The 21,555-nt window shown below is 39.7% G+C and carries 23 protein-coding genes; 4 read left to right on the top strand and 19 right to left on the bottom strand.

The genetic code is table 11. The features are described from left to right. The first annotated feature begins 28 nt into the window (after positions 1 to 28). The gene (locus R3X28_RS13985) at positions 29 to 1,213 is read left to right on the top strand and encodes a VWA domain-containing protein (RefSeq protein WP_317665055.1); all 1,185 of its coding nucleotides are present in this window, start codon (positions 29 to 31) and stop codon (positions 1,211 to 1,213) included. A 78-nt stretch (positions 1,214 to 1,291) separates the two neighbouring features. Here R3X28_RS13985 and R3X28_RS13980 read toward each other — a convergent pair whose 3' ends face one another. Next, complete coding sequence (locus tag R3X28_RS13980; RefSeq protein WP_317665053.1) at positions 1,292 to 2,284, bottom strand: type IX secretion system membrane protein PorP/SprF; 993 nt, start codon at positions 2,282 to 2,284, stop codon at positions 1,292 to 1,294. A gap of 121 nt (positions 2,285 to 2,405) precedes the next feature. On the opposite strand from R3X28_RS13980, the gene R3X28_RS13975 reads away from it, so the two are divergent. The 3 genes from R3X28_RS13975 to R3X28_RS13965 all read left to right on the top strand — a co-directional run bounded on the left by R3X28_RS13975 (position 2,406) and on the right by R3X28_RS13965 (position 4,596). After that, entirely contained in the window at positions 2,406 to 3,308 is a 903-nt protein-coding gene (locus tag R3X28_RS13975) for a NifU family protein (RefSeq protein ID WP_317665051.1), read from the top strand. 72 nt (positions 3,309 to 3,380) lie between these two features. Beyond that, positions 3,381 to 3,581: a dodecin family protein gene (locus R3X28_RS13970; RefSeq protein WP_109651298.1), complete on the top strand. Its 201-nt coding sequence runs from the start codon at positions 3,381 to 3,383 to the stop codon at positions 3,579 to 3,581. A 178-nt stretch (positions 3,582 to 3,759) separates the two neighbouring features. After that, complete coding sequence (locus tag R3X28_RS13965) at positions 3,760 to 4,596, top strand: mechanosensitive ion channel family protein (protein WP_317665047.1); 837 nt, start codon at positions 3,760 to 3,762, stop codon at positions 4,594 to 4,596. On the opposite strand, the gene tsaB is transcribed toward R3X28_RS13965, so the two are convergent. From tsaB to R3X28_RS13875, 18 genes are all read right to left on the bottom strand, one after another. After that, positions 4,593 to 5,267, bottom strand: coding sequence for a tRNA (adenosine(37)-N6)-threonylcarbamoyltransferase complex dimerization subunit type 1 TsaB (gene tsaB, locus R3X28_RS13960; RefSeq protein ID WP_317665045.1), 675 nt, complete (start codon positions 5,265 to 5,267; stop codon positions 4,593 to 4,595). The two genes, R3X28_RS13965 and tsaB, sit on opposite strands and share 4 nt — an antisense overlap. A gap of 87 nt (positions 5,268 to 5,354) precedes the next feature. Beyond that, positions 5,355 to 6,704, bottom strand: a complete 1,350-nt coding sequence (locus R3X28_RS13955; RefSeq protein WP_154364077.1) for a TolC family protein — start codon at positions 6,702 to 6,704, stop codon at positions 5,355 to 5,357. A gap of 30 nt (positions 6,705 to 6,734) precedes the next feature. Next, a complete protein-coding gene (locus R3X28_RS13950) occupies positions 6,735 to 7,883 on the bottom strand; it encodes an efflux RND transporter periplasmic adaptor subunit (protein WP_154364079.1) in 1,149 nt (382 codons plus the stop codon). Positions 7,884 to 7,929: 46 nt separating this feature from the next. Then, positions 7,930 to 9,192, bottom strand: coding sequence for an ABC transporter permease (locus R3X28_RS13945; protein WP_154364081.1), 1,263 nt, complete (start codon positions 9,190 to 9,192; stop codon positions 7,930 to 7,932). Between the two features lies 1 nt (position 9,193). Beyond that, the gene (locus R3X28_RS13940) at positions 9,194 to 10,423 is read right to left on the bottom strand and encodes an ABC transporter permease (protein WP_317665042.1); all 1,230 of its coding nucleotides are present in this window, start codon (positions 10,421 to 10,423) and stop codon (positions 9,194 to 9,196) included. After that, entirely contained in the window at positions 10,416 to 11,117 is a 702-nt protein-coding gene (locus R3X28_RS13935) for an ABC transporter ATP-binding protein (RefSeq protein ID WP_154364085.1), read from the bottom strand. Before R3X28_RS13935 ends, R3X28_RS13940 begins: the two co-directional genes overlap by 8 nt. A 170-nt stretch (positions 11,118 to 11,287) precedes the next feature. Continuing rightward, positions 11,288 to 12,400, bottom strand: coding sequence for an efflux RND transporter periplasmic adaptor subunit (locus R3X28_RS13930; RefSeq protein WP_317665041.1), 1,113 nt, complete (start codon positions 12,398 to 12,400; stop codon positions 11,288 to 11,290). Between the two features lie 36 nt (positions 12,401 to 12,436). Then, positions 12,437 to 13,696, bottom strand: a complete 1,260-nt coding sequence (locus R3X28_RS13925) for an ABC transporter permease (protein ID WP_317665040.1) — start codon at positions 13,694 to 13,696, stop codon at positions 12,437 to 12,439. 16 nt (positions 13,697 to 13,712) lie between these two features. Further along, a complete protein-coding gene (locus tag R3X28_RS13920) occupies positions 13,713 to 14,960 on the bottom strand; it encodes an ABC transporter permease (RefSeq protein WP_154364091.1) in 1,248 nt (415 codons plus the stop codon). 111 nt (positions 14,961 to 15,071) lie between these two features. Further along, positions 15,072 to 15,287, bottom strand: coding sequence for a hypothetical protein (locus tag R3X28_RS13915; RefSeq protein WP_154364093.1), 216 nt, complete (start codon positions 15,285 to 15,287; stop codon positions 15,072 to 15,074). Further along, positions 15,287 to 15,820, bottom strand: coding sequence for a DUF420 domain-containing protein (locus tag R3X28_RS13910; RefSeq protein WP_154364096.1), 534 nt, complete (start codon positions 15,818 to 15,820; stop codon positions 15,287 to 15,289). The genes R3X28_RS13915 and R3X28_RS13910 overlap by 1 nt, the downstream gene beginning before the upstream one ends. A gap of 6 nt (positions 15,821 to 15,826) precedes the next feature. Then, complete coding sequence (locus R3X28_RS13905; RefSeq protein WP_317665039.1) at positions 15,827 to 16,552, bottom strand: SCO family protein; 726 nt, start codon at positions 16,550 to 16,552, stop codon at positions 15,827 to 15,829. Between the two features lie 102 nt (positions 16,553 to 16,654). Next, positions 16,655 to 17,290: a hypothetical protein gene (locus tag R3X28_RS13900; RefSeq protein ID WP_317665070.1), complete on the bottom strand. Its 636-nt coding sequence runs from the start codon at positions 17,288 to 17,290 to the stop codon at positions 16,655 to 16,657. Positions 17,291 to 17,407: 117 nt separating this feature from the next. Further along, positions 17,408 to 17,791, bottom strand: coding sequence for a cytochrome C oxidase subunit IV family protein (locus tag R3X28_RS13895; protein WP_154364099.1), 384 nt, complete (start codon positions 17,789 to 17,791; stop codon positions 17,408 to 17,410). A 59-nt stretch (positions 17,792 to 17,850) separates the two neighbouring features. Then, positions 17,851 to 18,828, bottom strand: coding sequence for a cytochrome c oxidase subunit 3 (locus R3X28_RS13890; protein WP_154364101.1), 978 nt, complete (start codon positions 18,826 to 18,828; stop codon positions 17,851 to 17,853). Between the two features lie 97 nt (positions 18,829 to 18,925). Continuing rightward, complete coding sequence (locus tag R3X28_RS13885) at positions 18,926 to 19,507, bottom strand: heme-copper oxidase subunit III (protein ID WP_154364103.1); 582 nt, start codon at positions 19,505 to 19,507, stop codon at positions 18,926 to 18,928. Positions 19,508 to 19,576: 69 nt separating this feature from the next. Next, on the bottom strand, positions 19,577 to 20,488 hold the full coding sequence (gene cyoE / locus R3X28_RS13880) for a heme o synthase (RefSeq protein ID WP_317665037.1): 912 nt from the start codon (positions 20,486 to 20,488) through the stop codon (positions 19,577 to 19,579). A 286-nt stretch (positions 20,489 to 20,774) separates the two neighbouring features. After that, positions 20,775 to 21,494, bottom strand: coding sequence for an energy transducer TonB (locus tag R3X28_RS13875; protein ID WP_154364107.1), 720 nt, complete (start codon positions 21,492 to 21,494; stop codon positions 20,775 to 20,777). Between the last annotated feature and the right edge of the window lie 61 nt (positions 21,495 to 21,555).

The following is a 21,555-nucleotide window of genomic DNA, read 5'->3' as shown; positions in this document are numbered from 1 at the left end:
TCGTGGGAAATAAAACAAAAAAAATATCATGAAAAAAGTACATCGCATCTTAGGAATTTGCCTTTTGGCAGCAACGGTAAACACAGCGTATGCCTGTGAATTGACCCCGAAAAAAAGTAAAATCGAACCCATCATCGCCCAAGCGACCATTAGCCATAAAAAGGAAAAAGCGGACAACAATACCGTTAAGATCGCCCTGTTATTGGATACTAGTAACAGTATGGACGGATTGATAAACCAAGCGAAATCACAACTCTGGGATATCGTAAACAAGTTTACCCATGCCAAATGCGGCAACGATTCGCGTCCGCAACTGCAAATAGCACTCTACCAATATGGCAATGACAACCTTTCTTCGAAAGAAGGGTATATTCAACAAGTGCTGGATTTCAGCAATGACCTGGATGAAATCTCGGAAAAACTATTTTCCTTGACCACCAATGGAGGTGAGGAATATTGCGGCCAGGTTATACAAACCTCTTTAAAACAATTGGACTGGGGCAAAAACCCCGACAATTTAAAGATGATCTTCATTGCCGGAAACGAACCCTTTACACAAGGAAAATTAAACTATAAGGATGCCGTGACGAATGCAACTGAAAAAGATGTGGTGGTCAATACCATTTTCTGCGGTAATTATGAACAAGGCATAAATGGCGATTGGAAAAAAGGAGCCACCTTGACCGGAGGGGAATACATGGCCATTGACCATAACAAGCGTATAGTGCATATAGACACACCTTATGATGACATTATAATTAAATTGAACGGTAAATTGAACAAAACCTATATATCCTATGGTAGTCTCGGCGCCTCTAAAATGGCCATGCAAGCCGAACAGGATGCTAATGCCGAAGCATTGGAAGAAACGGTCATCGTTAAAAGGGCAGTAAGCAAAAGCTCTAGAATGTACAAGAATTCATCGTGGGACTTGGTCGATGCGATGGATGACAAGGATTTTGATGTTTCAGAAATCAAAAAAGAACAATTACCCGTAGAACTACAAGGGAAATCAACATCTGAAATAGAGCGTTATATCGAAACAAAAAAGAGAGAACGTGCCGATATCCAAAAAGAGATACAGGAACTCAATTCGAAACGCGAGGTTTATATTGCCGAAAACCAAAAAGAGAATGCTAAAGGCGAATTGGAAAACGCCATGCTGGAAGCCATTAAAAAACAAGCAGAAAAGAAAAACTATAAGTGGGATTAATCACCTGTGGTCAATTCTTGAACTTATTTAGTTGGTGTTTGGTAAAGGGTCTATCCTCTAAAAAGGATAGGCCTTTTTTTATTGTGCTGCAGGACAATAACAATCGTATCGACGCTCAGATTGCCCAAAATCGTACCCTAAGGTAATTTGATGGAACCCTCCATTATCAAAACGCACATCGCCCATTTGATAGGAATAGTTATACGAAATCATGAAGTTTTTGATGTTCGCGCCTATGATCGGTGTAATCAATTGCAAACGTTGTTCGCCAAAAGACCCATCGACCAAGAACTGTGCCCCGTCGAAGCTTCTTCGATATGACAAGCCTCCCCAGATTCTTCCAAAATCAACATCTTTATATACTTTCGCATTGATGTCCATTGTTTTTTCCTCGGTGAACTCGGTCAATTGAAATAGTACCGATGGTTCGTATTGCCATTCGTTCTTACCAAAAACATATCCCGCAGAAATCAAATACCTCCTCAGATTGTCAAACTCAATGGCCGTATATAGATCCCTACCACTACCCAAGGCATTCAATACAGAAAAATGGGCATAGAATTCCATAAGGCTATAAGACATGCCCAAGTCCACATTAAAATAACTGACACTGTTCTTACCTCCCGTTATAATGGGATCGGGAATAACCGAACGGAATTCGGTTTCATCCAAACTACTTTGTAACAATCCTCCACTGATTCCAAAAGACAATTGGTTCAAATAGCGGACATCGCCCCCTAATTTCAAGTGATGGGCATACGTCAACTTAAGTCCCGTTTGGGAATGGTAGCCATTGGCATCATTAAAGAATATGGCACCAACACCACTAGGGCTGTCCCCTAATCTAAAATTAGCGCTTAATGTCTGAAGGCTTGGAGCTTCATCAACCGAAAACCATTGTTTTCTAATGGTACCCCTGATTTTCCCACCTTCACCGATACCAGCCATTGAAGGGTAAACGAGATAATAATTGTCCGACAAATAATCAAAATATACGGGAATACCCTCTTGTGCCATTGACTTAAGGCCAAAAGTTAAGATGGTAAACATTAAAACCAAGCGAAGTTTCATATAGATAATGGGAATTGCTAATGTAAAATCGACCAAACATTACTTATAACGGTTGAATCGCAACATTATTATAATATACTAAAGTACTAATAAGTTCGTACTTTTGCTGAAAACAAATTCTATGAAAGCGTACTCAATAACTATTAAACAAACCAATAACCCTGCGGTTATAAAATTTGAGACCAACCATTTCATCACAAAAAACAATAACTACGAGTTTAAAAATATAGATGAGGCCAAAAATTCCCCTTTGGCCCAGCAGCTGTTCCATCTCCCATTTATAAAAACCGTTTATATTTCGGGAAACTTTATTGGGCTTGAGCGCTACAATATTATCGAATGGACCGATGTAGAGGAGGAGGTCGCCCAGCAATTGACCGATTATTTGAATTCCGGTGAGCCTGTGGTCATCGAAGAGGAAAAAAGTAAAAAAGTCCCTATCACTGTTTATGCCGAAGTAACACCGAACCCTTCGGTTATGAAGTTCGTATGCAACAAGCGTATAGTACCCGCTACTTTCGAGTTCAAGAACATAGATGAGGCCAAAGACTCTAAATTGGCAAAACAGTTGTTCCAATTTCCTTTCGTAAAGGAAGTCTTCTTGGATGAAAACTATGTATCGGTCAGCAAATACGAAGTGGCCGAATGGGAAGACATTACCATGGAGTTACGTGAAATGATACGTGAATTCTTAGCGGACGGAAATGAGGTAGTCTCAGAGCATAGTGTTCCGAATGCAAATTCCCTAACCGAAAAAACGTATTCCGCCGAAGATTTCATGGATGACACATCCAAACAGATCATAGATATATTGGAAGAATATGTAAAGCCGGCCGTAGCCAGTGATGGAGGTAATATTCTTTTCCAATCCTATGAATCGGAAAGCAAAACGGTAAACGTAATCCTACAAGGAGCCTGCAGTGGTTGCCCTTCTTCTACCTATACCTTGAAAAATGGCATTGAAACCATGCTTAAGAACATGTTGGGAGATAAGGTGAATGAAGTCGTGGCCCTAAACGGTTGATTTTCCACAACTTGATTAGTCATTCTTCTTTTTATTCGTTAACTTTAAGAGAACAATTTAAAAACACTAATTATGTCAGTTTTAAAAGTTATCGAAGTATTGGCCAATTCAGAAAAGAGTTGGGAAGATGCCACTAAAAAAGCGGTTGCAGAAGCATCCAAAAGTGTAAAAAACATACGTTCTGTCTATGTTCAGGACCAAAGTGCCAGTGTCAAGGATGGTGAAATATCCGATTTCCGGGTCAATGTGAAAATCACTTTCGAAGTCAAATAACCTTCGGCTTAAACGAATAATGGAAAGCGTCCTATTGGGACGCTTTTTTTATGGAATAGGATATCTGCCCGCGGCTTAGTCAGTTAGCGCAACCACACTACAAGATTAACAATTGTTTAGTTCTTATAAATTGCCAAGGGATTGGAATTTTATTTTTTTTGCATGAAAATTAAAATACATGAAAATGATCAATGGTTACGAAGAAAGTATTACCAAAGCCCAAGAATGGTTATGGGAAGTTTTACCAGGGTTTGCCACCTCTATCATTACCGCCATATTGATTTTAATATTTGGATTATGGCTCATCAAATTCATCAACAGGATGGTCAGGAAATTCTTCAGTAGGGCGGATTACGACCCGTCTTTGGAGTCTTTCCTTCAGAGTTTTATCAATATTGGCCTTAAAATAGTCCTCTTTGTATTGGTCATTACCGAACTGGGCGTACAATCCTCTTCGTTGGTAGCCATGCTTGGTGCGGCAGGTCTGGCCATTGGTTTGGCCCTACAAGGTTCCTTGGCCAATTTTGCGGGTGGGGTACTTATTCTCGTATTTAAACCCTTTAAGGTGGGTGATTTCATCTCTGCCCAAGGTGTTGATGGCACGGTACAGGAAATAACCATTTTTACGACTAAACTAAGCACTTTTGGAAACCAAATCGCCATAATACCCAACGGACAACTGTCTAACAACAACATCATTAACTATAACGCACAAAGTACCCGAAGGGACAAGATTACGGTAGGTATTGGGTATAGCTCCAATATAAAGCATGCAAAAGATATCTTACTCCAAATCTGTGCTGAAAACGAGGACATCCTTAAAGATCCGGCACCTGAAGTTTATGTTGGGGAATTGGCGGACAGCTCTGTTAACCTCTCATTGCGCTTTTGGGCGGAAAACGAAGTATTCTGGGCAGCGCATTTCAACGTTCTGGAAGAATTAAAAAACAGATTTGACGAAGCTGGAATAGAAATTCCTTTTCCACAAAGGGTCTTACACCAAGAGAAAGCTTAGGACTTTTTACGTTGCAACACAAAATCCTTCAGATAATACGGTTCAAAATAAGCTACATCCTCAAAGTCGTTATCTTTATATTTGTTGAAGGACAAGCTTCCCATTTCCCTGGAAGAAGGTACTGTGGTCGTATTGAACATGACATTTTCATGATCAATTATCCCCATACATTTTTCCGCACCACTACCCATTAAGAGCACCTTGCCTTTAATTAGATATTCTTGAAAGGAAGTTGCTTCTATAATCTCCGCTTTGGTGGGTCTTATTTCAGAGAATGAGTTATCGAATACAGTGGAATAAACTTCCATTCTTCGGGCATCCAACAAAGGGATTATATATTCCACGTCTGTTTTGGCCGCCTGTTCGGCCATACTCCGTAAAGTAGGGACTGAAATCAAAGGAATATCCAAAGCATAACACAGACCTTTTGCCGCCGAAACCCCAATACGCAGACCTGTATAAGACCCAGGTCCTTTGCTAATGGCTATGGCATCGAGGTCTTTCTTTTTTATTGCTGCCGCTTTCAAAACATCTTGTATAAAGACATGCAGTTGTTCAGAATGTGAATAGTTAGGGGTATTATGCTCTTTTATCGCCATTATCTTTCCATCTTTAGCAATGGAAACAGAGCAATTTGTCGTAGCGGTCTCTAAGTTCAGTATCAAAGCCATAGCTTGCAAAGATATACCTAAAGCCTTAAAAATAAAAAGGCCCATTACTTATAATCGTAATGGGCCTTATTTATCCTTTTAACGATTCTAATTCAAGGTAATAGGAATACCAAAATAAAATTCAAGGATCTTCAATCTAAAGATATACGCATACTTGGTTCGAACCACATCGGCCTCTGCATTATCCACTCGGGATTGCGCCTGGCTATATTCAAATGAATTCATCAATCCAACATCAAAACGTTCCTTGGAATATTCAAAGGCCAATCTTCTAGCCTCTAAGGTTTTTTCCGCAGCCACGTACGACTTGTAAAAGGTTGTCACATCTACATAAGCCTGGTTTATGGTCGTTTCCAGATCTAATTTATCTTGTTCAAACTGTAATCGTGATTTTTCCAAAGTGATTTTTGACCGGGTTACGTTATTGCGCGTACCCCAACCATTAAAAATAGGAACGCTTAATTGTACCCCGTAGGAAATACCATCGAAAACCCATAGTTGATCTTTAAAACTTGGAGTATAATAAACCCCGTTTGAATCAGGAATTTCGGTAACATCCGAATATCTGGATCCGTATTGAAAAAAACCTGATAATGTAGGGGCATAAGCCCCTTTGGCAATCTGTAAGTCTTTTTCCGCAAGCTCTACATTGGATTTGGAGAATTTAATATCATTTCTAAACTCCAATGCTTTTGCGAATATACTTTTTGGAGAATTATTCAAAACATCGGAAAGTGGTATTTCAAAGGCCCCATCGGTTACATCAAAATTCTCATAATCGGTAATTTGTAATAACTGGGCCAGGTTGATCCTAGAAATCAATACCAAACTCTCATTATTTACGATTTGTTGCTCTTGATTGGCTGCAGTAGCCTCGATCTCCAATAAATCGCCTTTGGGAACAACTCCGGATTCAACCAACTCCTTGGTTCGTTTCAAATCTTGTTCGGTAACGGCATATTGCGCTTTTGACACTTTTAAAGCCTCCTTGTTGGACAGTATTTGAAGATAGGCATCGGCTACGTTCAACCGAATATCGTCCTTTAGATTGTCCAATCTATATTGGCTCGAAATAGCAGCCATTTTCGCCCTGTTCACGGCCCTAATATTCTGCAACCCGTTGTACAAAGTAATTCCGGCAGTTATACTACCATTAAAATTAAAAGCCGTGCTGTTGGTAGGTAGGTTGTTCGTCGGATTGATCGAGAAACCTGTATTACTTGAAGCCGATGCAGAAGCATTTAGACTCGGCAATAAATCCCCCAAAGCGTCTTTCTTATCAATCTTTACATTTTCCAGATCCAACTCAAATTGCTCTACACTCAAATTATTCTCAACGGCATAGGCAACACATTCTTCCAATGTCCATTTTTTTTGTTGGGCCGTTGCCCATCCTATGGTCAATACCAGGAGTATTGCGGTTAGTTTAAATTTCATTTCTTGATTTTTTGATTATTGATTGATGATTTACTCTTCACTTTCCTCGGAACCTTCTTCTTCCTCTCCTTTTTTGATCGGCTCGGTTTTGTTCCACTGTTTTACCTGATCTTCTTCCGAAATTCCGGATACGATTTCAACATTCACTCCGTCAGAAATTCCGATTTCAATATCCTTACGTTCAAATTTCTGATCATCAACGTTACCAACTGCAACCTCGACATAAGGCTTGTCGGTTTCCTTATCAAATTGTAGTAAGGCCTCGGGAATAACCATTACACTGTCCTTTTTCTCCAAGATCATCGAAGCATTGGCACTATAACCTGCACGAATGAAAACATCGTCATTAATCTCAACATCCCCCTCGATCTTAAACTGTACGGCTCCCGTTTCTTCAATACCCTTTGGTGCGATAAAACGTAATTTTGCATCCAATTCGGTCCCTTCTACGGCACCAAGACTTATTTTCAAAGGTGTTCCTATTTGTAGTTTGCCTACTTCCCCTTCATCAACCTTACCTTCAAAAATCATTTTGGTAAGATCGGCAATGGTCGCAATGGTGGTACCATCGTTGAAATTATTACTTTGTATAACCTGATCACCTTCCTCAACAGGGATTTCAAGAATAGTACCGTCAACAGTAGCCCTGATATTGGTGTTTGCCGTGGCAGATCCTCCAGCAGACCCTCTACGTATAATTTGATAATCTGATTGTGCATTACTCAATTCTTGCTTGGCTTGATCAAATTGCAATTGAAGGTTATTGAAATCCTGACTGGATATGACCCCTTTATCGAACAATGCCTTATTTCTATTATATTCAATAGTCGTATTGCTCAAGGCCAACTCCGCATTCCTGACCCTACCGCGAGCTTGGTTCAAGGATTGCTCATTGGGTACAACTTTGATCCTGGCGATCAAATCGCCCGATTTAACCTTGGCACCTTCTTCCATATAGATTTTCTCTATGATACCGGAAATCTGTGGTTTGATTTCTATCTCATCCTCGGGAACAACTTTACCAGTGGCCACGGTTTTCTTTTCTATATTGGCAATGAACGGTTTCATGGTTTCATAAGTCACGGCCGACTTACTATTGGATTTTATGAAAAATGCCGTAGCCCAAAGTGCCCCGAGCACTAAAAGTCCAATCAACGAATATTTTAAAATTTTGTTCATTTTATTAGGTGTTTATTTATATACTGGTTTATTGTTTATTCTACTATTATTCTTCGCGCAAGGCATCTATAGGTTTTATACTTACTGCCCGTTGGGCGGGTATTAGTCCGATCAAGGTCCCTAAAACGACCATGATCACCAAAGCGCCCAAAACATAGGGTATAGGAACTGTAGGGTTCGCATAGGGAAAGTCCCCTCCTTCTGTTATACTATTGATCAAACTAAGGGTCGCCGCCCCTAGGATTATACCCATAATCCCTGCAATCACGGTCAAAAACACCGATTCGAGAATAATCTGTGATTTTACTTCATTAGGCGTTGCTCCCAATGCCCGTCTTACGCCCAATTCCTTGGTGCGTTCCTTTACAGATATCAATAAAATGTTACCAATACCAATGACCCCGGCCAAAATAGTGGCGATACCTACTACAAGGGATAAGAAAGTCATTCCTTTTGCAAATCCCATGATTCGGTTAAAAACCTCTCCCAGGTTAAAAGAACCAAATGCCCTTTCATCCTCTGGATCCACCCTATGTATACTTTTTAAAACGGACTTTACATCGGTCTCTGCCTGTACCACATCAGCATCATCGTAAGCGGCAATGGTTAACCAACCTACATTATCACCTGTATTATACAGTTTCCTAAAAGTGGTGAACGGAATGAATATGTCGCTATCGGTTTCAAACCCTCCCCCAGGAGTGAATTTATGAACACCTACTATTTGAAAATAAATATCGTCTACCCTGATATATGCCCCTATGGGGTCTTCATCTTTATCGAACAATTCGCTTTGGGTTCGCTCACCGATAACACATACCTTCCTTGACTGTTCTATATCATCATCATTAATGAACCTACCGCCATCATAGATTTTCTTTGTAGCGATTTTCGTAAATACCGGATAATCCCCATAAATGGCATAATTCCCGGATTTTTGACCATTGACGACCAATGCCGGTTCGTCCCCAAATACCCCTTTAGCGTTTCTGGGAGCAATATTCTGAATGGCAGGTACCCTATTTTCCAAAACGGACACATCACCCATTTTCAATTGGAGCTGCCTACCGGTCTTGAACCCTTCATAAGGCATACTTGTACTTTGGGCCCAAACGAACATACTGTTCATTGCCACGGTCTCAAAAGCCTTTTCAAAACCATTGTCCAGACCTTTAGCCGATCCGGAAAGTGCTATATAGATAAAGATTCCCCATAGCACCCCGATTATGGTGATGACGGTTCTGGTCTTATTCTTTCCGATAGAACCAAAAATCTCTTGCCAAGTATTTTTATCAAATATGAAATTCATCTTATTCGTCCCTTAATGCTACAATCGGTTTAATACGTGCTGCCCGTCGTGCTGGAATATAACCCGCCAACGCTCCAAAAATTATCAATATAACGGTTGCAAAAATTGCCGTACCCAAGTTTATGTTAGGGTTAGTAATGAAAAAATCTTTTAATTTTTCACCTAGCGAACTCAGGATACCGATACCGATCATCATACCTATGAACCCTGATATGGTAGTAATGAAAATAGATTCCAAAAGTATTGTCCCGATTACCGATTTTGGTGTTGCCCCCAAAGCCTTGCGAATACCCAATTCCTTGGTTCGCTCTTTAACCACGAAGACCATTATATTACTGATTCCGATAATGCCAGCTATTATGGTCCCAAAGGCTACGAAAGCAACAATCAATTGCAACACCCTTGCGAACTGTTGGTTTTGTTTTAATTGGTCAGCTACATTCCGGATAAACAATCCGTTTTGATCCTTTGGGTTTATATATTTTTTTTCCCTTAGAAATTTATTCAGACTTGTTTCAAAGGCCATAGCCCCAGCATAGCCCAATTCGGGCTTAAAGGCCAATACGATCTGATCTATTTTATCGGTATTCTTTTCGATCAATTGCCGCGTGGTATACGGGATATAGATATTCCGTTCTTCGTTATCCCCACCATCATCCTGGAAAACCCCGATTACTTTAAATGCACTACCGGAAATATCAATGTACTCCCCTATGGACTTATGGGCACCAAATAGGTCTTTTTCGACCAACCTACCTATTACGGCGTACTTGGTTTTATTTTTGATATCCTCTTTATTAAGGTACCGCCCTTTCATCATAATGGTTTTTTCGGCATATTGATGCGCAGGACCTACCCCCCTTGTAGAGTAATTATTCGACTCCTCTTTGTATTTTACCAGTCCACTCCTAAAAATCCTAGGTGTTGAATATTCCAAAAAAGGCGCAAAATTTTTATTGATCTCGGCCAAGTCGTCATTATCGAACTCTATCTGCCTATTGGATTTATACCCCTTGTAAGGCATTGAGGTCCTACCTGGAAAAACATAGAACACATTGGTTGCATCGTCCCCGAAAAACTCATCAAAAGTATTGATCAACCCATTTCCGAAGCCAAACAACACCACAAAGATGAGAATACCCAAGGCTACCGTAAAACCTGACAAAAAGGTTCTCAGTTTGTTTTTTTGGATGGTTTCGAATATTTCTTTCCAGTTGTCTCTACTAAACATATTGCGAAGCTCTTACCTGGGTAACTTTTTCATCTTTTTCGATTACGCCATCTTTCAAATGGATGATACGCTTGCACATATGGGCAATGTCATCTTCGTGGGTTACCACCAAAATCGTATTGCCTTCATCGTTGATTTTTTGAATCAAATCCATAACCTCATATGAAGTGGTACTGTCCAAGGCACCGGTTGGTTCATCTGCCAACAAAACCTTAGGCTCGGCAGCCATGGCACGTGCGATCGCAACACGTTGTTTTTGCCCACCTGACAGTTCACTGGGTAAGTGATGCGCCCATTCTTTCAAACCTACCTGTTCCAAGTATTTCATAGCCCGTTCTTGGCGCTCCTTGCGAGGTATTTTTTGATAATACAACGGAAGTGCGACATTCTCCATGGCGCTTTTATAATTTATAAGATTAAAAGACTGAAAAATGAATCCTAAAAATTTATTGCGATACTTGGCCGCTTTGGTCTCATTTAAATTCTTAATGGGAACACCATCCAAGGTATAATCTCCAGAATCGGCTTCATCCAACATTCCCAGGATATTCAACAATGTAGATTTTCCGGAGCCCGAAGACCCCATAATCGCTACCAATTCCCCTGATTCTGCCGTAAAATTTATCCCTTTGAGTACGTGAAGCGAATTGCTCCCCATTTTATAGGATTTGTGAAGATCTTTTATTTCAATCATGTTGGTTTTGTTTGTTGTTTGGAATCGTCCCTATGCAAATACCCCCATAAGACACCTAAGTTGTTAAAATGTTACAACAATAACTCCAAATATTATGTTAAAAACTTAATCGACCACCTCGATATACGGTAATATATTTTAAATCTTAATAGTGTATAAAGTGGCTAGGCTTAATTGCTAAATTCATCGGGTTTCACTTCATTCCAGACCTTGATTTTATCGCCATCCGACACACCTGATTTCACCTCTACGAAAATACCATCGCTAATACCCAATTGAATATCCCGACGCTCAAAGTCCTGCTCCCCTGTCTCTATTTCGACAAATGGTTTTTTAGTACCCGGATCAAATTGCACCAAGGCTTCCTTCAAGGCTAAAACACTATCGGCACGCCCTAGAATAATAGATGCATTGGCACTAAGCCCCGCCCTTATGAACACGGAATCTTGCTTTTTCAACGTTCCTTTGATCTCAAACTGAATAGCTCCGTTTTCCTCTTCACCTTTTGGCGCGATATAATCCAGCACGGCATCAAACACCTTATTTTCAATAGCCCCCACTGTGATTTCCAAAGGAAGGTCCTCCGATATTTTACCCACTTCGGATTCATCTACCTTGCCTTCGAATATCATTTTTTCAACATCCGCAATCGCAGCAATGGTCGTACCTTCATTGAAATTGTTGCTTTCAATCACCTGATTGCCCACCTCAACGGGTACGTCCAAAACCATTCCACTGACCGTTGCCCTTATCATTGTATTGGCCGAATTACCAAAACCGCTCGTAGTTCCGGTCTTTACAATATCGTAACGTTTATTGGCCGCACCGTATGCCTGTTGCGCCTGATCGAAACTCACTTGTGCCCTTTCCAAGTCCACTTTAGAAATCACTCCTTTATCAAAAAGGCTTTTTTGGCGATCAAGGTTCCGTTTCTGGTCCTGTAGATCAATCCGTGCTTCTTCAATGCTATTTCTAGCATCGTTCAAGGCAGTAAGATTGGGCACTACTTTAATACGGGCCAATAAATCCCCGGATTTGACATAATCACCACCTTCAACATAAACCTCTTCTATTACACCTGAGATATTAGGTTTTATAAGTACTTCCTCCAAAGGAAGAATGCTGCCCGTTGCGACCGTTTTCTTGATTATATCCTTCTTACTAGGCGCTTCGGTTTCGTAAACCACCGGATCCTCGGCGTTTTTTTGATATAGATAGTACATAGCCCCACCAAAGGTTACTACGAGTACCAATAAAATAATTAAGGTTACTGACTTTTTCATTCTAAATTCTATTTTATGATTGATTGATTGAATTTATTATTCTGTTCTTAAAGCATCTATGGGTCTGACCTTTATAGCGCTTTGTGCGGGAATGAACCCTGCCAAAAGTCCCGAAATGACCAAAATGGCCAATGCCGCTGCAACGATCCCTACGCTAACACTTGGACTAAGAAACATATCTACCGGTCCGCTGGAATCTAACAAAGCATTAATGCCATAAATGAAAAATGCCCCAAAAGAAATACCTGCCATACCTGAAATTATCGTGAGGAAAAGTGATTCCATTACAATCTGTAGTTTAATGGATTTTGGATCCTCTCCCAAAGCACGGCGAATACCAATTTCCTTAGTACGCTCCTTTACCACGATCAACATAATGTTACTAACTCCGATAACACCGGATATCAACACCAGTATCCCTACGAAGTAGGCAATGAACTTCAAAGCAGCAAAAAGACTTTCTACCCTGTTGAACTGCTCATAAAGATCAAAGTACCCTACGGCCCTTTTATCATCGGGGTGTATTTTTCGATTTTGCTTTACGATAGATACTATTCTTTCCTTTAATGAGGTTATGGAATGTCCATCTTGGGCGGTAATCGCCATCCAACCTACATTATCGGCCCGATTGAATGCCTGTGAAAAAGTGGTAAAAGGCACGAAAATCTCTTTTTGGGATTCTTCACCATCGCCATCATTACTCTTCTTTTTGTACGTTCCGATGACCATGAAATTTACCCCTTGGATCTTGATATACGTCCCGATTGCTTCTTCCCCCTTGTCATACAGACTGCTTTTGACACCGATACCGATAACCGCTACTTTTCTCTTTTCATTAATATCGGAATGATTTATAAAACGGCCCGAAGTTATGGTCATAGGGTCTTGGTTTATAATCTCCGGGTAATCACCATAAACATTGAATGCCCCTGTATTGATACCCCTGGTCACATTGTTCGCCCCTTGAAAACCTCCCAATTGGTTTCTTGGCGAAACAAATCGCAGGTTCGGCACATTATCGCGAATTGCCTGAACATCCTCTAACTTAAAATTATAACGTCTTCCTTTGGGCAACCCCATATATTCCTTGGTCGTATTCCTTGACCACATGAACATGGTATTTGTGGCAATATCACCAAAATCCGCCATGACCCCATTTTGGAATCCTTTTCCGGCAGCCAAAAGAATGATAAGTATCAAAATACCCCAAAACACACCGAATGCGGTAAGGAGTGTCCTGAACCAATTACTGGTCAACACTTCTAAAATCTCTTTCCAACGATCTTTATTGAACATCTTATCCTAGTTTTAACTATTCATCCCTAAGGGCATCGATTACATGTATATTCGCCGCTCGCCATGCTGGGAAAAAACCAGCCACAGCACCTGCGAATATCAATACAAACACCGTGGATAAGGCCACGTTGAAATTCACTGAGGGATTCAATATATAATCAACCTCGATATAGGGCCCGAAAACCTCCAATAACCCCATACTGAAAATAAGTCCGGCAAAACCCGAAATTGCAGTTACGAAAATAGCCTCATGCAAAATCATTCCGACAATGGACCAAGGTTTTGCGCCCAAGGCCTTTCTTACCCCTATTTCCCTGGTACGCTCCTTAACCACGATCAACATGATATTGCTTACACCGACCACCCCGGCGATGATCGTACATATGCCCACGAACCAAAAGAACATTTTGATACCGCTTATCAGATTAAAGAAACGTTTCACTTCTTCCAAAGTATTGAATACGTTAATGGCACTGTCATCATCAGGGGCAACAGTATGTACTTCCTGTAAATACCGTTTCATATCATTGGAAAATTTCATGGATTCGGCCACAGCCTGGTCTAGATTTTCAACAGGCTTAAGTGTATAGTACAGATTGTTTACCCTATCCGAACCGTTAAAGACCCTTTGTGCCGTAGACATTGGGATAAAAATGCGTTCCTCTTCGCGTTCTCCACCCCTATCACCATAAACTCCTACGATCTTGAATTTTATTCCGGATATATCTAGATATTCGTTCAAGGGATCGTCACCGTTTTTAAAAATTTCCCTTTTAATGGTATTGCTTATTACGGCTACCTTAGAAACATTACGATGATCTTCATAATTGATATACCGCCCTTGCGACATGTATTGGTTTTCTATCTGCTGATACCCGCTATGAATTCCTTGAACACTGTACCCGACCGATTCTTTTTTATAATTGACCATGGCATTGGGCACCCTGAACCTAGCAGATCGCCCCTCTAATTGATCGGCGAACCTCGTTTCAATATGATCATAATCCCCATTTCGCATTTGTATTGACCGGCCAGGATTGAGACCTTTGAACTCTTTAGTGGTAACCTGGGTCCAAACGACAATACGATTCGAGGCGTCATCTTCAAATTCTTGGGCAATACCATTTTGCATGCCTTGACCAAAACCCAATAAAATTACTAGAATGAAAATACCGGAGGCAACGGAGAGGCCCGTTAAGAACGTTCGCAATTTATTCTTACGAATCGTTTCGAAAATCTCTTGCCATCTTTCGATGTCGAACATATGATTGATTTTGATTGATGAATACAATACCTGAGCACTGTACTATCATAAGACTACAAAACCAAATAATTGTTACACAAGGTGGTGCATTTTTTTATACCTTTTAAATGATCAGGCTTTCATTTTCTTATAAACAAAATAGAAGACACCGGCCACCAATAGGTAAGGAATGGCCATTAAATAGACAATGCCATTATTTATCCCCTCTGCAGAGGATGTATTGCCTTCGCTTTCCAAAACAGCCCTACACATTGCACATTGCGCCTCAATACCCTGTGGCAACAATAAAAAAGCAAGTACTATGATAAATATGAATTTAGTTTTCATCAATGAACATAATAAGGTGAGATCATTAAATAAACCACTACCCCGGTAATGGCGACATACAACCAAATAGGGAATGTTATTTTGGCCAATTTCCTATGTGCATCAAACTTCTTTAAATATGCTCTAGCATAAGTTCGTAATACTAAAGGAATAATAGCAATAGATAGAACTATATGGGTAATCAATATAAAATAATAGACATATTTAATCGCTCCCTCGCCACCAAACGGTGTGGAATCCGATGTCATATGATAAGCCACATACATAACCAAGAACAGAAGGGAAAGCACAATACAAAAGGTCATTAACTTTTGATGCAATTCCCTTTTCCCATTTTTGATCGCCCAAACAGCGACAATCAGGATAAGGGCCGTGAGCCCATTTATAGAGGCATAGATAGGAGGCAAAAAAGACAAGGGCTCCACATTGGGAATCTTAACCCCGAACAACAAGGCAACGACCAAAGGAATAACAATGGAAACCACCGTGATTAATTTATTGAATTTTTTCTCTCGAATATCGACCGTTTCCATCTTAGTTTATTCTTTTAAAAGTTTTTTTATATCTTCTTTCAATATGGAAATCTGTTCCTTTTCCCCTTCCCCATTTTCTCCTTGGTCCTCAGTAATGGTTCCACGATAATAGATAATCGGATTTCCGAATTCATCGACCCTGGAGCGCAAATAGCCTTTTTTATCAATAAGGGCAAAAAGTCCGGCATGCTCAAAACCACCTGGGGCGTCGGGCATTTCTGAAACAAAAATATTAAATCCTTTATTGGCCAAGTCATAAATGGCTTCTTGCTTACCGGTCAAAAAATGCCAATCCAAATTGGTTACCCCGTGTTTCTCGGCATATTCCTTAAGTACCATCGGAGTATCGTATTCCGGTGTAATCGTAAAAGAAGCCACTCCAAAATTGGTCGCTGTTTTAAACTCGTTTTGAACATCTACAAGGTTCTTGGTCATTATAGGGCAAATAGAAGGACAAGATGTAAAGAAAAACTCCACAACATATACCTTACCTAAATAATCCTTATCGGTAATTACCAAGCTATCCTGATCTATAAATTCAAAAGAAGGGACCCTACGTTTTTTCCCATTTAAAAAAATATATGCCAGTTCCGCATTATTATCCTTTAAATTAATTCGGTCATTTTCCACAACCGTACCAGAACCCACGCGATCAACGATTCTAGGAATAAATATTATCCCAAAGACCAAGATTATAAACGATACCCAAATATAGGTGTATTTGTTTTTCATGAGTTTTAACTTTTACGATCCTTTATACCAATAATAAAGACAATTGTCTATTAAACGGTTGAAACACGAACATATTCAATTGCCCTGATACAGTAATGCGAATCATTGGTTTTTACGCTCCGCATTGTTCTTTTTCAGTGCCAACCGATATTCTGCCAAAATGATCTTTACGTCATCCTCCATTTTATTGTTCAAATCCGCTACAGAAGTTGCCTTAAATCCATATTTGGTGCCTTCATCAATATCATTGGTTCTTCCCCGAAGGTTCTTATCCTTATCGATTATAAAGACATAGGGTGTGGCTAGATTATCATCCAAGGTCAAATCGGTCTTTAATCCTTCGAAAAAACGTTGTATCTGTTCTTTTTCACCATAGGCAAAGTTCCATTTTACAACATCGGCCAAATTTCCCAGTTCTGACTTAAGTTCTTCCACTTTAAATTCACTTCCCTTGGGAACTACCATTACAAACTGAAAATCATTGAATTCATAAAACCTTTTGTAAATTTTCTGGTTTAAATTAAAAGCGATACCCTTTTTGTTTTCCAAATCGCTCCCAAGAAATCCCAAGATGGTTATTTTATCTTGAAGTGTGTACGTATCATCAACTTCGGTTATATCCGATATGTTTTCCGTAAGAACAGGAAGTTTTCCAAAATTATTGATACCAGAGGCAAAGAAGAGATAAGCTACAATAGGCAGTATGAACAGTACTACTAGAACAACGGTTTTTTTCATTTGGGATGTGATGCCAATTACCGGCAAACTTTTATATACTACCGAATTCATTTCGGTACATACAAAAATAAAAAAGACGGTCTTTAAACCGTCTTTTAATTTGTTAATAATATCTTATTAGAAGTTCCAAGTTACGAAACCGTCCTTGAAAACATTGTAGATATAGTTTCCTTCAACCAAAAGAATAAAGCTTAAATAAGCAACAAGGAACAGGAATGTCCAAACAACAGCTCTACGTAACGAACTTTTTTCATCCCTTAGGTGCATAAAGTCCCACGCTATATAATATGCCTTTACCAATGTCAAAATAATAAAAATCCAATTCAGTGCTTTCATCCCCAAAACGTGGCTAGTAGTAAGTGCATGGGGCTTAATAATACCCAAAGCCACTTCAACAGCCGTTACTAAGGTTAAGAAGACAAGTACCCCCCAAATCTTTTGGGTATTCGACTTGAATTTCCAAAGTCCCCTGAAAATTTCCAACTTGTGTGCGTGTGCCATGTTAAACTAAATATTAATTTTTTATACTATGCTGTGTAAAATCTAAAAACGGGATATGGTTACACCAAATAAAAGAATGTAAATACAAATACCCAGACCAAATCTACAAAGTGCCAATAAAGACCCACTTTTTCGACCATTTCATAATGACCTCTTTTTTCGTAGGTACCCAAGGCCACATTGAAAAATATGATCAGGTTGAACACTACCCCAGAAAAAACGTGGAAACCGTGAAAGCCCGTGATAAAGAAAAAGAAATCGGCAAACAACCTACTACCATATTCATTATGTATTAAATTGGCCCCTTCTACGACTTGGGTTGCATTTTTAAGTTTTGCCAAAGATTCTTGCCTTGACAATACGACTTTCTCACCTTCTTCATTAATGGTTTCGGTACGTACTACGATATTCGAATGGGCTTTAAAACCCTCTAACACTTCGTTAACGGAATAAGTGGGTAAGGACCCCTCACTATAAAACCAAATTCCGTTTTTATTTTCATGGATCGTCCTTTCTTCTGGAAGTGTCGCCGCGAAATCAGCCAACGCTGCCCTTTCACCGGTATCCGCATTTACGAATTGCAGGATTCGACCACCTTTGGTCTCTACCGCTCCATAATCACCTTGAATGAAAGTTGCCCATTCCCAGGCTTGGGAGCCAACGAATATTGCCCCTCCTATTATGGTCAGGAACATATACCAAATCACACTGTTCTTTTTCATTCTATGCCCTGCATCAACAGCCAAAACCATAGTTACGGAAGACATAATCAACACAAAGGTCATAAATGCCACATAGTACATGGGATAGTTACCATGAAAGAAAGGCACGTGTGTAAAAACCTCATCTGCGATGGGCCAAGTTTCAATAAACTTGAATCGTGAAAAACCGTATGCGGCCAAGAACCCAGAAAATGTCAAAGCATCTGATAGTATAAAGAACCACATCATCATTTTGCCGTAGCTCGCACCTAAAGGACGGTTGTCACCACCACCCCAAACACTTTCTTCCACTCCAGTTGTTACCGTAGAATCCATAAATTAGTCAGTTATCGTATGATTAGAATTTTCACAAAAATACATTTTTTCCCAACATACAAAAGTCTAACGCCAAGAAATCAAAAAAAAATGGTTTTTAATCGACCAAAACCATAAAAACAAGAAGATACACCCACAATAGGTCTAAAAAGTGCCAAAAAGTGGCCCCTAAGGACAATCCCAAATACTCTTTTGAAGAATATTTTCCCTTATACTGGTTGTACAGAACAACCAATAAAGAAATAATACCGGCCACTACATGGATCACATGTACCGCAGCGATGAGGAATATATAGGACATTTTTATACTACTGGTAGGACCTGTAAAATAATACCCTTGCGCTATCATTTGCGAAAAACCATTAAACTGAAGAACTATAAAAAGCACACCCAACCCCAGGGTCAACACCAACCAAGACGTACAGGCCTTAATAGCATCTTTGGTAATAGCCTTTTTGGCCAACATATAGGTTACACTGCTAATAATAATCACCAATGTACTGATATAGAAAGAAGACGGCATCTCAATATTATCCAACCAATCTTCCCTTTTACTACTGACTATATAAGCGCTTGTCCACCCAGCAAAGGCCATAAGTAAGCTAACGATGCCAAACCAAAGCATCATTTTTTTAGACCTATCGTTCTTTTCTTTCTGGGTCCCTTGAGTTAAATCCATAAAAACCTATTCATATAATTAAAACCACTTATTTTTAAAAAAACACTGGAAATCAATGCCTCGCAATTACTAAAAAAGCATACCGATATATTTATCGGACACATAAACCAATTGAATAAAAGTGATATACGTTACACTGGCCAACATTAATTTACGGGCAGAAACATTATCCCTTTTATCATATAGTCTAAAAGCAAAGAACAACATTACAGCACCCATAAGAAAAACAATGACAGCAGCTATGATGGACAAATGCAAGCGACCGGTAATACCAAAAGCAGGAATAACGGAAATGACCATCATCCAAATGGTATACATGATTATCTGGACCGCGGTACCTTTATCTTTCTTTCCTGTTGGCAACAATTTAAACCCACCCTTTCTGTAATCCTCATCCAACATCCAAGCTAGAGCCCAAAAATGCGGAAATTGCCAAAAGAACTGTATCATGAACAAGGTACCCGGCTCAATCCCAAATTCATTGGTAGCGGCAACCCACCCCAACATAAAGGGAATAGCCCCAGGCAAAGCCCCCACAAAGACCGAAAGTGGCGTAATTGTCTTTAAAGGCGTATAAACACTGGTGTATAAAAAAATTGATATAGCCCCGAACATGGCGGTCTTAGGGTTCACAAAATATAGTGAAACTACACCAAAAACGGTTAATAGAACTGCGATGATCAACCCTTGGTGTACAGACACCCTTCCTGATGGAATAGGCCTGTTTCTTGTTCTTTTCATCAAGGCATCAAGATCCCTTTCGATGATTTGGTTGTACGCATTCGAAGCTCCCACCATACAATACCCTCCAAAAGCCAATAACAACAAGGTAACGACACTTATTTCATAGGCACCCAACAAATAACCGGCAATGGAGGAAAAAACAACACTGACTGCGAGTCTCACCTTGGTAATTTCCTTAAAATCAGCAAACATCGTAGACCAAGAGATATGTTTCGCTGGCTTAATCGCAGTTTTCATTATCATTTTTTATCAAACGCAAATATAATTGGTGTAAGCAAGGTGTGCAACGAAATACCAAGGTTTATGATTCCCTATTGGAAACACCCCTTCTAGCATATTTCACCTTATTATATATAAAACTAATTTATTGCTTGGATGGGCAGTATTCCCCAATCATACATTTGTCTTGGAAACACCGACAGTATGGTTAAAAAAAATCCTGGGCTTAAGCCCAGGATTTTAATACATTAAATATGTTTTGTTTTCCTTATGCACCTTTAAAAAGTACATTCGAGGAAATTATCTATTGCAACCTAAAGGTAATTGGAATACTGAAAGGAACCCTTACCGCTCTACCCCTTTGTTTACCTGGGGTCATCTTAGGAAGTTTACCGATAATCCTAGCGGCTTCTTTCTCAAGGTTTTTATCCGGTCCACGCATTCTAACCCCACCGATACTACCGTCTTTTTGGATAACGAACATTACGTTAACCCTACCTTGAACACCCATTTCTTGGGCAATTTCAGGATAACGGAAGTTTTTGGCTATATGCTTTTGCATTTTTGATTGGAAACAATCACGCATTGCTTTTGCTCCTTTTCCCTTTTCACCTTCACAACCTGGAAAAATAGGAACATCTTCAATTACAGCAAAAGGCACATCAATATCTTCTTCTATTTCTTCGACTTCTACATCCTCTACTTCTATCACCTCTTCTTCCTGGCTGGTTTCAGTAGATTCAATTACCGTTTCCTCAACTTCTACCTCATCTTCAACGATTTCGATGATTTCAGGAGCTGCTGGTGGTGGTGGAGGTGGTGGTGTCTTAATCTGCTCGGTCATTGGAACTTCTTCGTCCAACATATCCTCAACATTCATGGAGACATCATAGTCGTTCGTCTTTTCATAGGTCTTCCATTCCAAACCTCTCCATACCAAAAACATTACAACAGCAAGCCCTATGACGAAGTAGGTACCGCTATTTTTTCTTAGATCTGCTTTTGGGTTCTTTTTTAATTCCATATTTAATTTTTTTAATGTTCGCTAATTTAACTAAATAATTGACAAAAAAACAAGTAATACT

Source organism: Maribacter sp. TH_r10 (genome assembly GCF_033101095.1).
Lineage (GTDB): Bacteria > Bacteroidota > Bacteroidia > Flavobacteriales > Flavobacteriaceae > Maribacter_A > Maribacter_A luteus.
This window is presented reverse-complemented; position numbering and strand designations above follow the sequence as displayed.

Excerpts from the sequence above, each read along its gene's own strand:
- R3X28_RS13985 (WP_317665055.1), top strand. The coding sequence starts at position 29 with ATGAAAAAAGTACATCGCATCTTAGGAATTTGCCTTTTGGCAGCAACG.
- R3X28_RS13980 (WP_317665053.1), bottom strand. The coding sequence starts at position 2,284 with ATGAAACTTCGCTTGGTTTTAATGTTTACCATCTTAACTTTTGGCCTT.
- R3X28_RS13975 (WP_317665051.1), top strand. The coding sequence starts at position 2,406 with ATGAAAGCGTACTCAATAACTATTAAACAAACCAATAACCCTGCGGTT.
- R3X28_RS13970 (WP_109651298.1), top strand. The coding sequence starts at position 3,381 with ATGTCAGTTTTAAAAGTTATCGAAGTATTGGCCAATTCAGAAAAGAGT.
- R3X28_RS13965 (WP_317665047.1), top strand. The coding sequence starts at position 3,760 with ATGAAAATGATCAATGGTTACGAAGAAAGTATTACCAAAGCCCAAGAA.
- tsaB (WP_317665045.1), bottom strand. The coding sequence starts at position 5,267 with ATGGCTTTGATACTGAACTTAGAGACCGCTACGACAAATTGCTCTGTT.
- R3X28_RS13955 (WP_154364077.1), bottom strand. The coding sequence starts at position 6,704 with ATGAAATTTAAACTAACCGCAATACTCCTGGTATTGACCATAGGATGG.
- R3X28_RS13950 (WP_154364079.1), bottom strand. The coding sequence starts at position 7,883 with ATGAACAAAATTTTAAAATATTCGTTGATTGGACTTTTAGTGCTCGGG.
- R3X28_RS13945 (WP_154364081.1), bottom strand. The coding sequence starts at position 9,192 with ATGAATTTCATATTTGATAAAAATACTTGGCAAGAGATTTTTGGTTCT.
- R3X28_RS13940 (WP_317665042.1), bottom strand. The coding sequence starts at position 10,423 with ATGTTTAGTAGAGACAACTGGAAAGAAATATTCGAAACCATCCAAAAA.
- R3X28_RS13935 (WP_154364085.1), bottom strand. The coding sequence starts at position 11,117 with ATGATTGAAATAAAAGATCTTCACAAATCCTATAAAATGGGGAGCAAT.
- R3X28_RS13930 (WP_317665041.1), bottom strand. The coding sequence starts at position 12,400 with ATGAAAAAGTCAGTAACCTTAATTATTTTATTGGTACTCGTAGTAACC.
- R3X28_RS13925 (WP_317665040.1), bottom strand. The coding sequence starts at position 13,696 with ATGTTCAATAAAGATCGTTGGAAAGAGATTTTAGAAGTGTTGACCAGT.
- R3X28_RS13920 (WP_154364091.1), bottom strand. The coding sequence starts at position 14,960 with ATGTTCGACATCGAAAGATGGCAAGAGATTTTCGAAACGATTCGTAAG.
- R3X28_RS13915 (WP_154364093.1), bottom strand. The coding sequence starts at position 15,287 with ATGAAAACTAAATTCATATTTATCATAGTACTTGCTTTTTTATTGTTG.
- R3X28_RS13910 (WP_154364096.1), bottom strand. The coding sequence starts at position 15,820 with ATGGAAACGGTCGATATTCGAGAGAAAAAATTCAATAAATTAATCACG.
- R3X28_RS13905 (WP_317665039.1), bottom strand. The coding sequence starts at position 16,552 with ATGAAAAACAAATACACCTATATTTGGGTATCGTTTATAATCTTGGTC.
- R3X28_RS13900 (WP_317665070.1), bottom strand. The coding sequence starts at position 17,290 with ATGAAAAAAACCGTTGTTCTAGTAGTACTGTTCATACTGCCTATTGTA.
- R3X28_RS13895 (WP_154364099.1), bottom strand. The coding sequence starts at position 17,791 with ATGGCACACGCACACAAGTTGGAAATTTTCAGGGGACTTTGGAAATTC.
- R3X28_RS13890 (WP_154364101.1), bottom strand. The coding sequence starts at position 18,828 with ATGGATTCTACGGTAACAACTGGAGTGGAAGAAAGTGTTTGGGGTGGT.
- R3X28_RS13885 (WP_154364103.1), bottom strand. The coding sequence starts at position 19,507 with ATGGATTTAACTCAAGGGACCCAGAAAGAAAAGAACGATAGGTCTAAA.
- cyoE (WP_317665037.1), bottom strand. The coding sequence starts at position 20,488 with ATGAAAACTGCGATTAAGCCAGCGAAACATATCTCTTGGTCTACGATG.
- R3X28_RS13875 (WP_154364107.1), bottom strand. The coding sequence starts at position 21,494 with ATGGAATTAAAAAAGAACCCAAAAGCAGATCTAAGAAAAAATAGCGGT.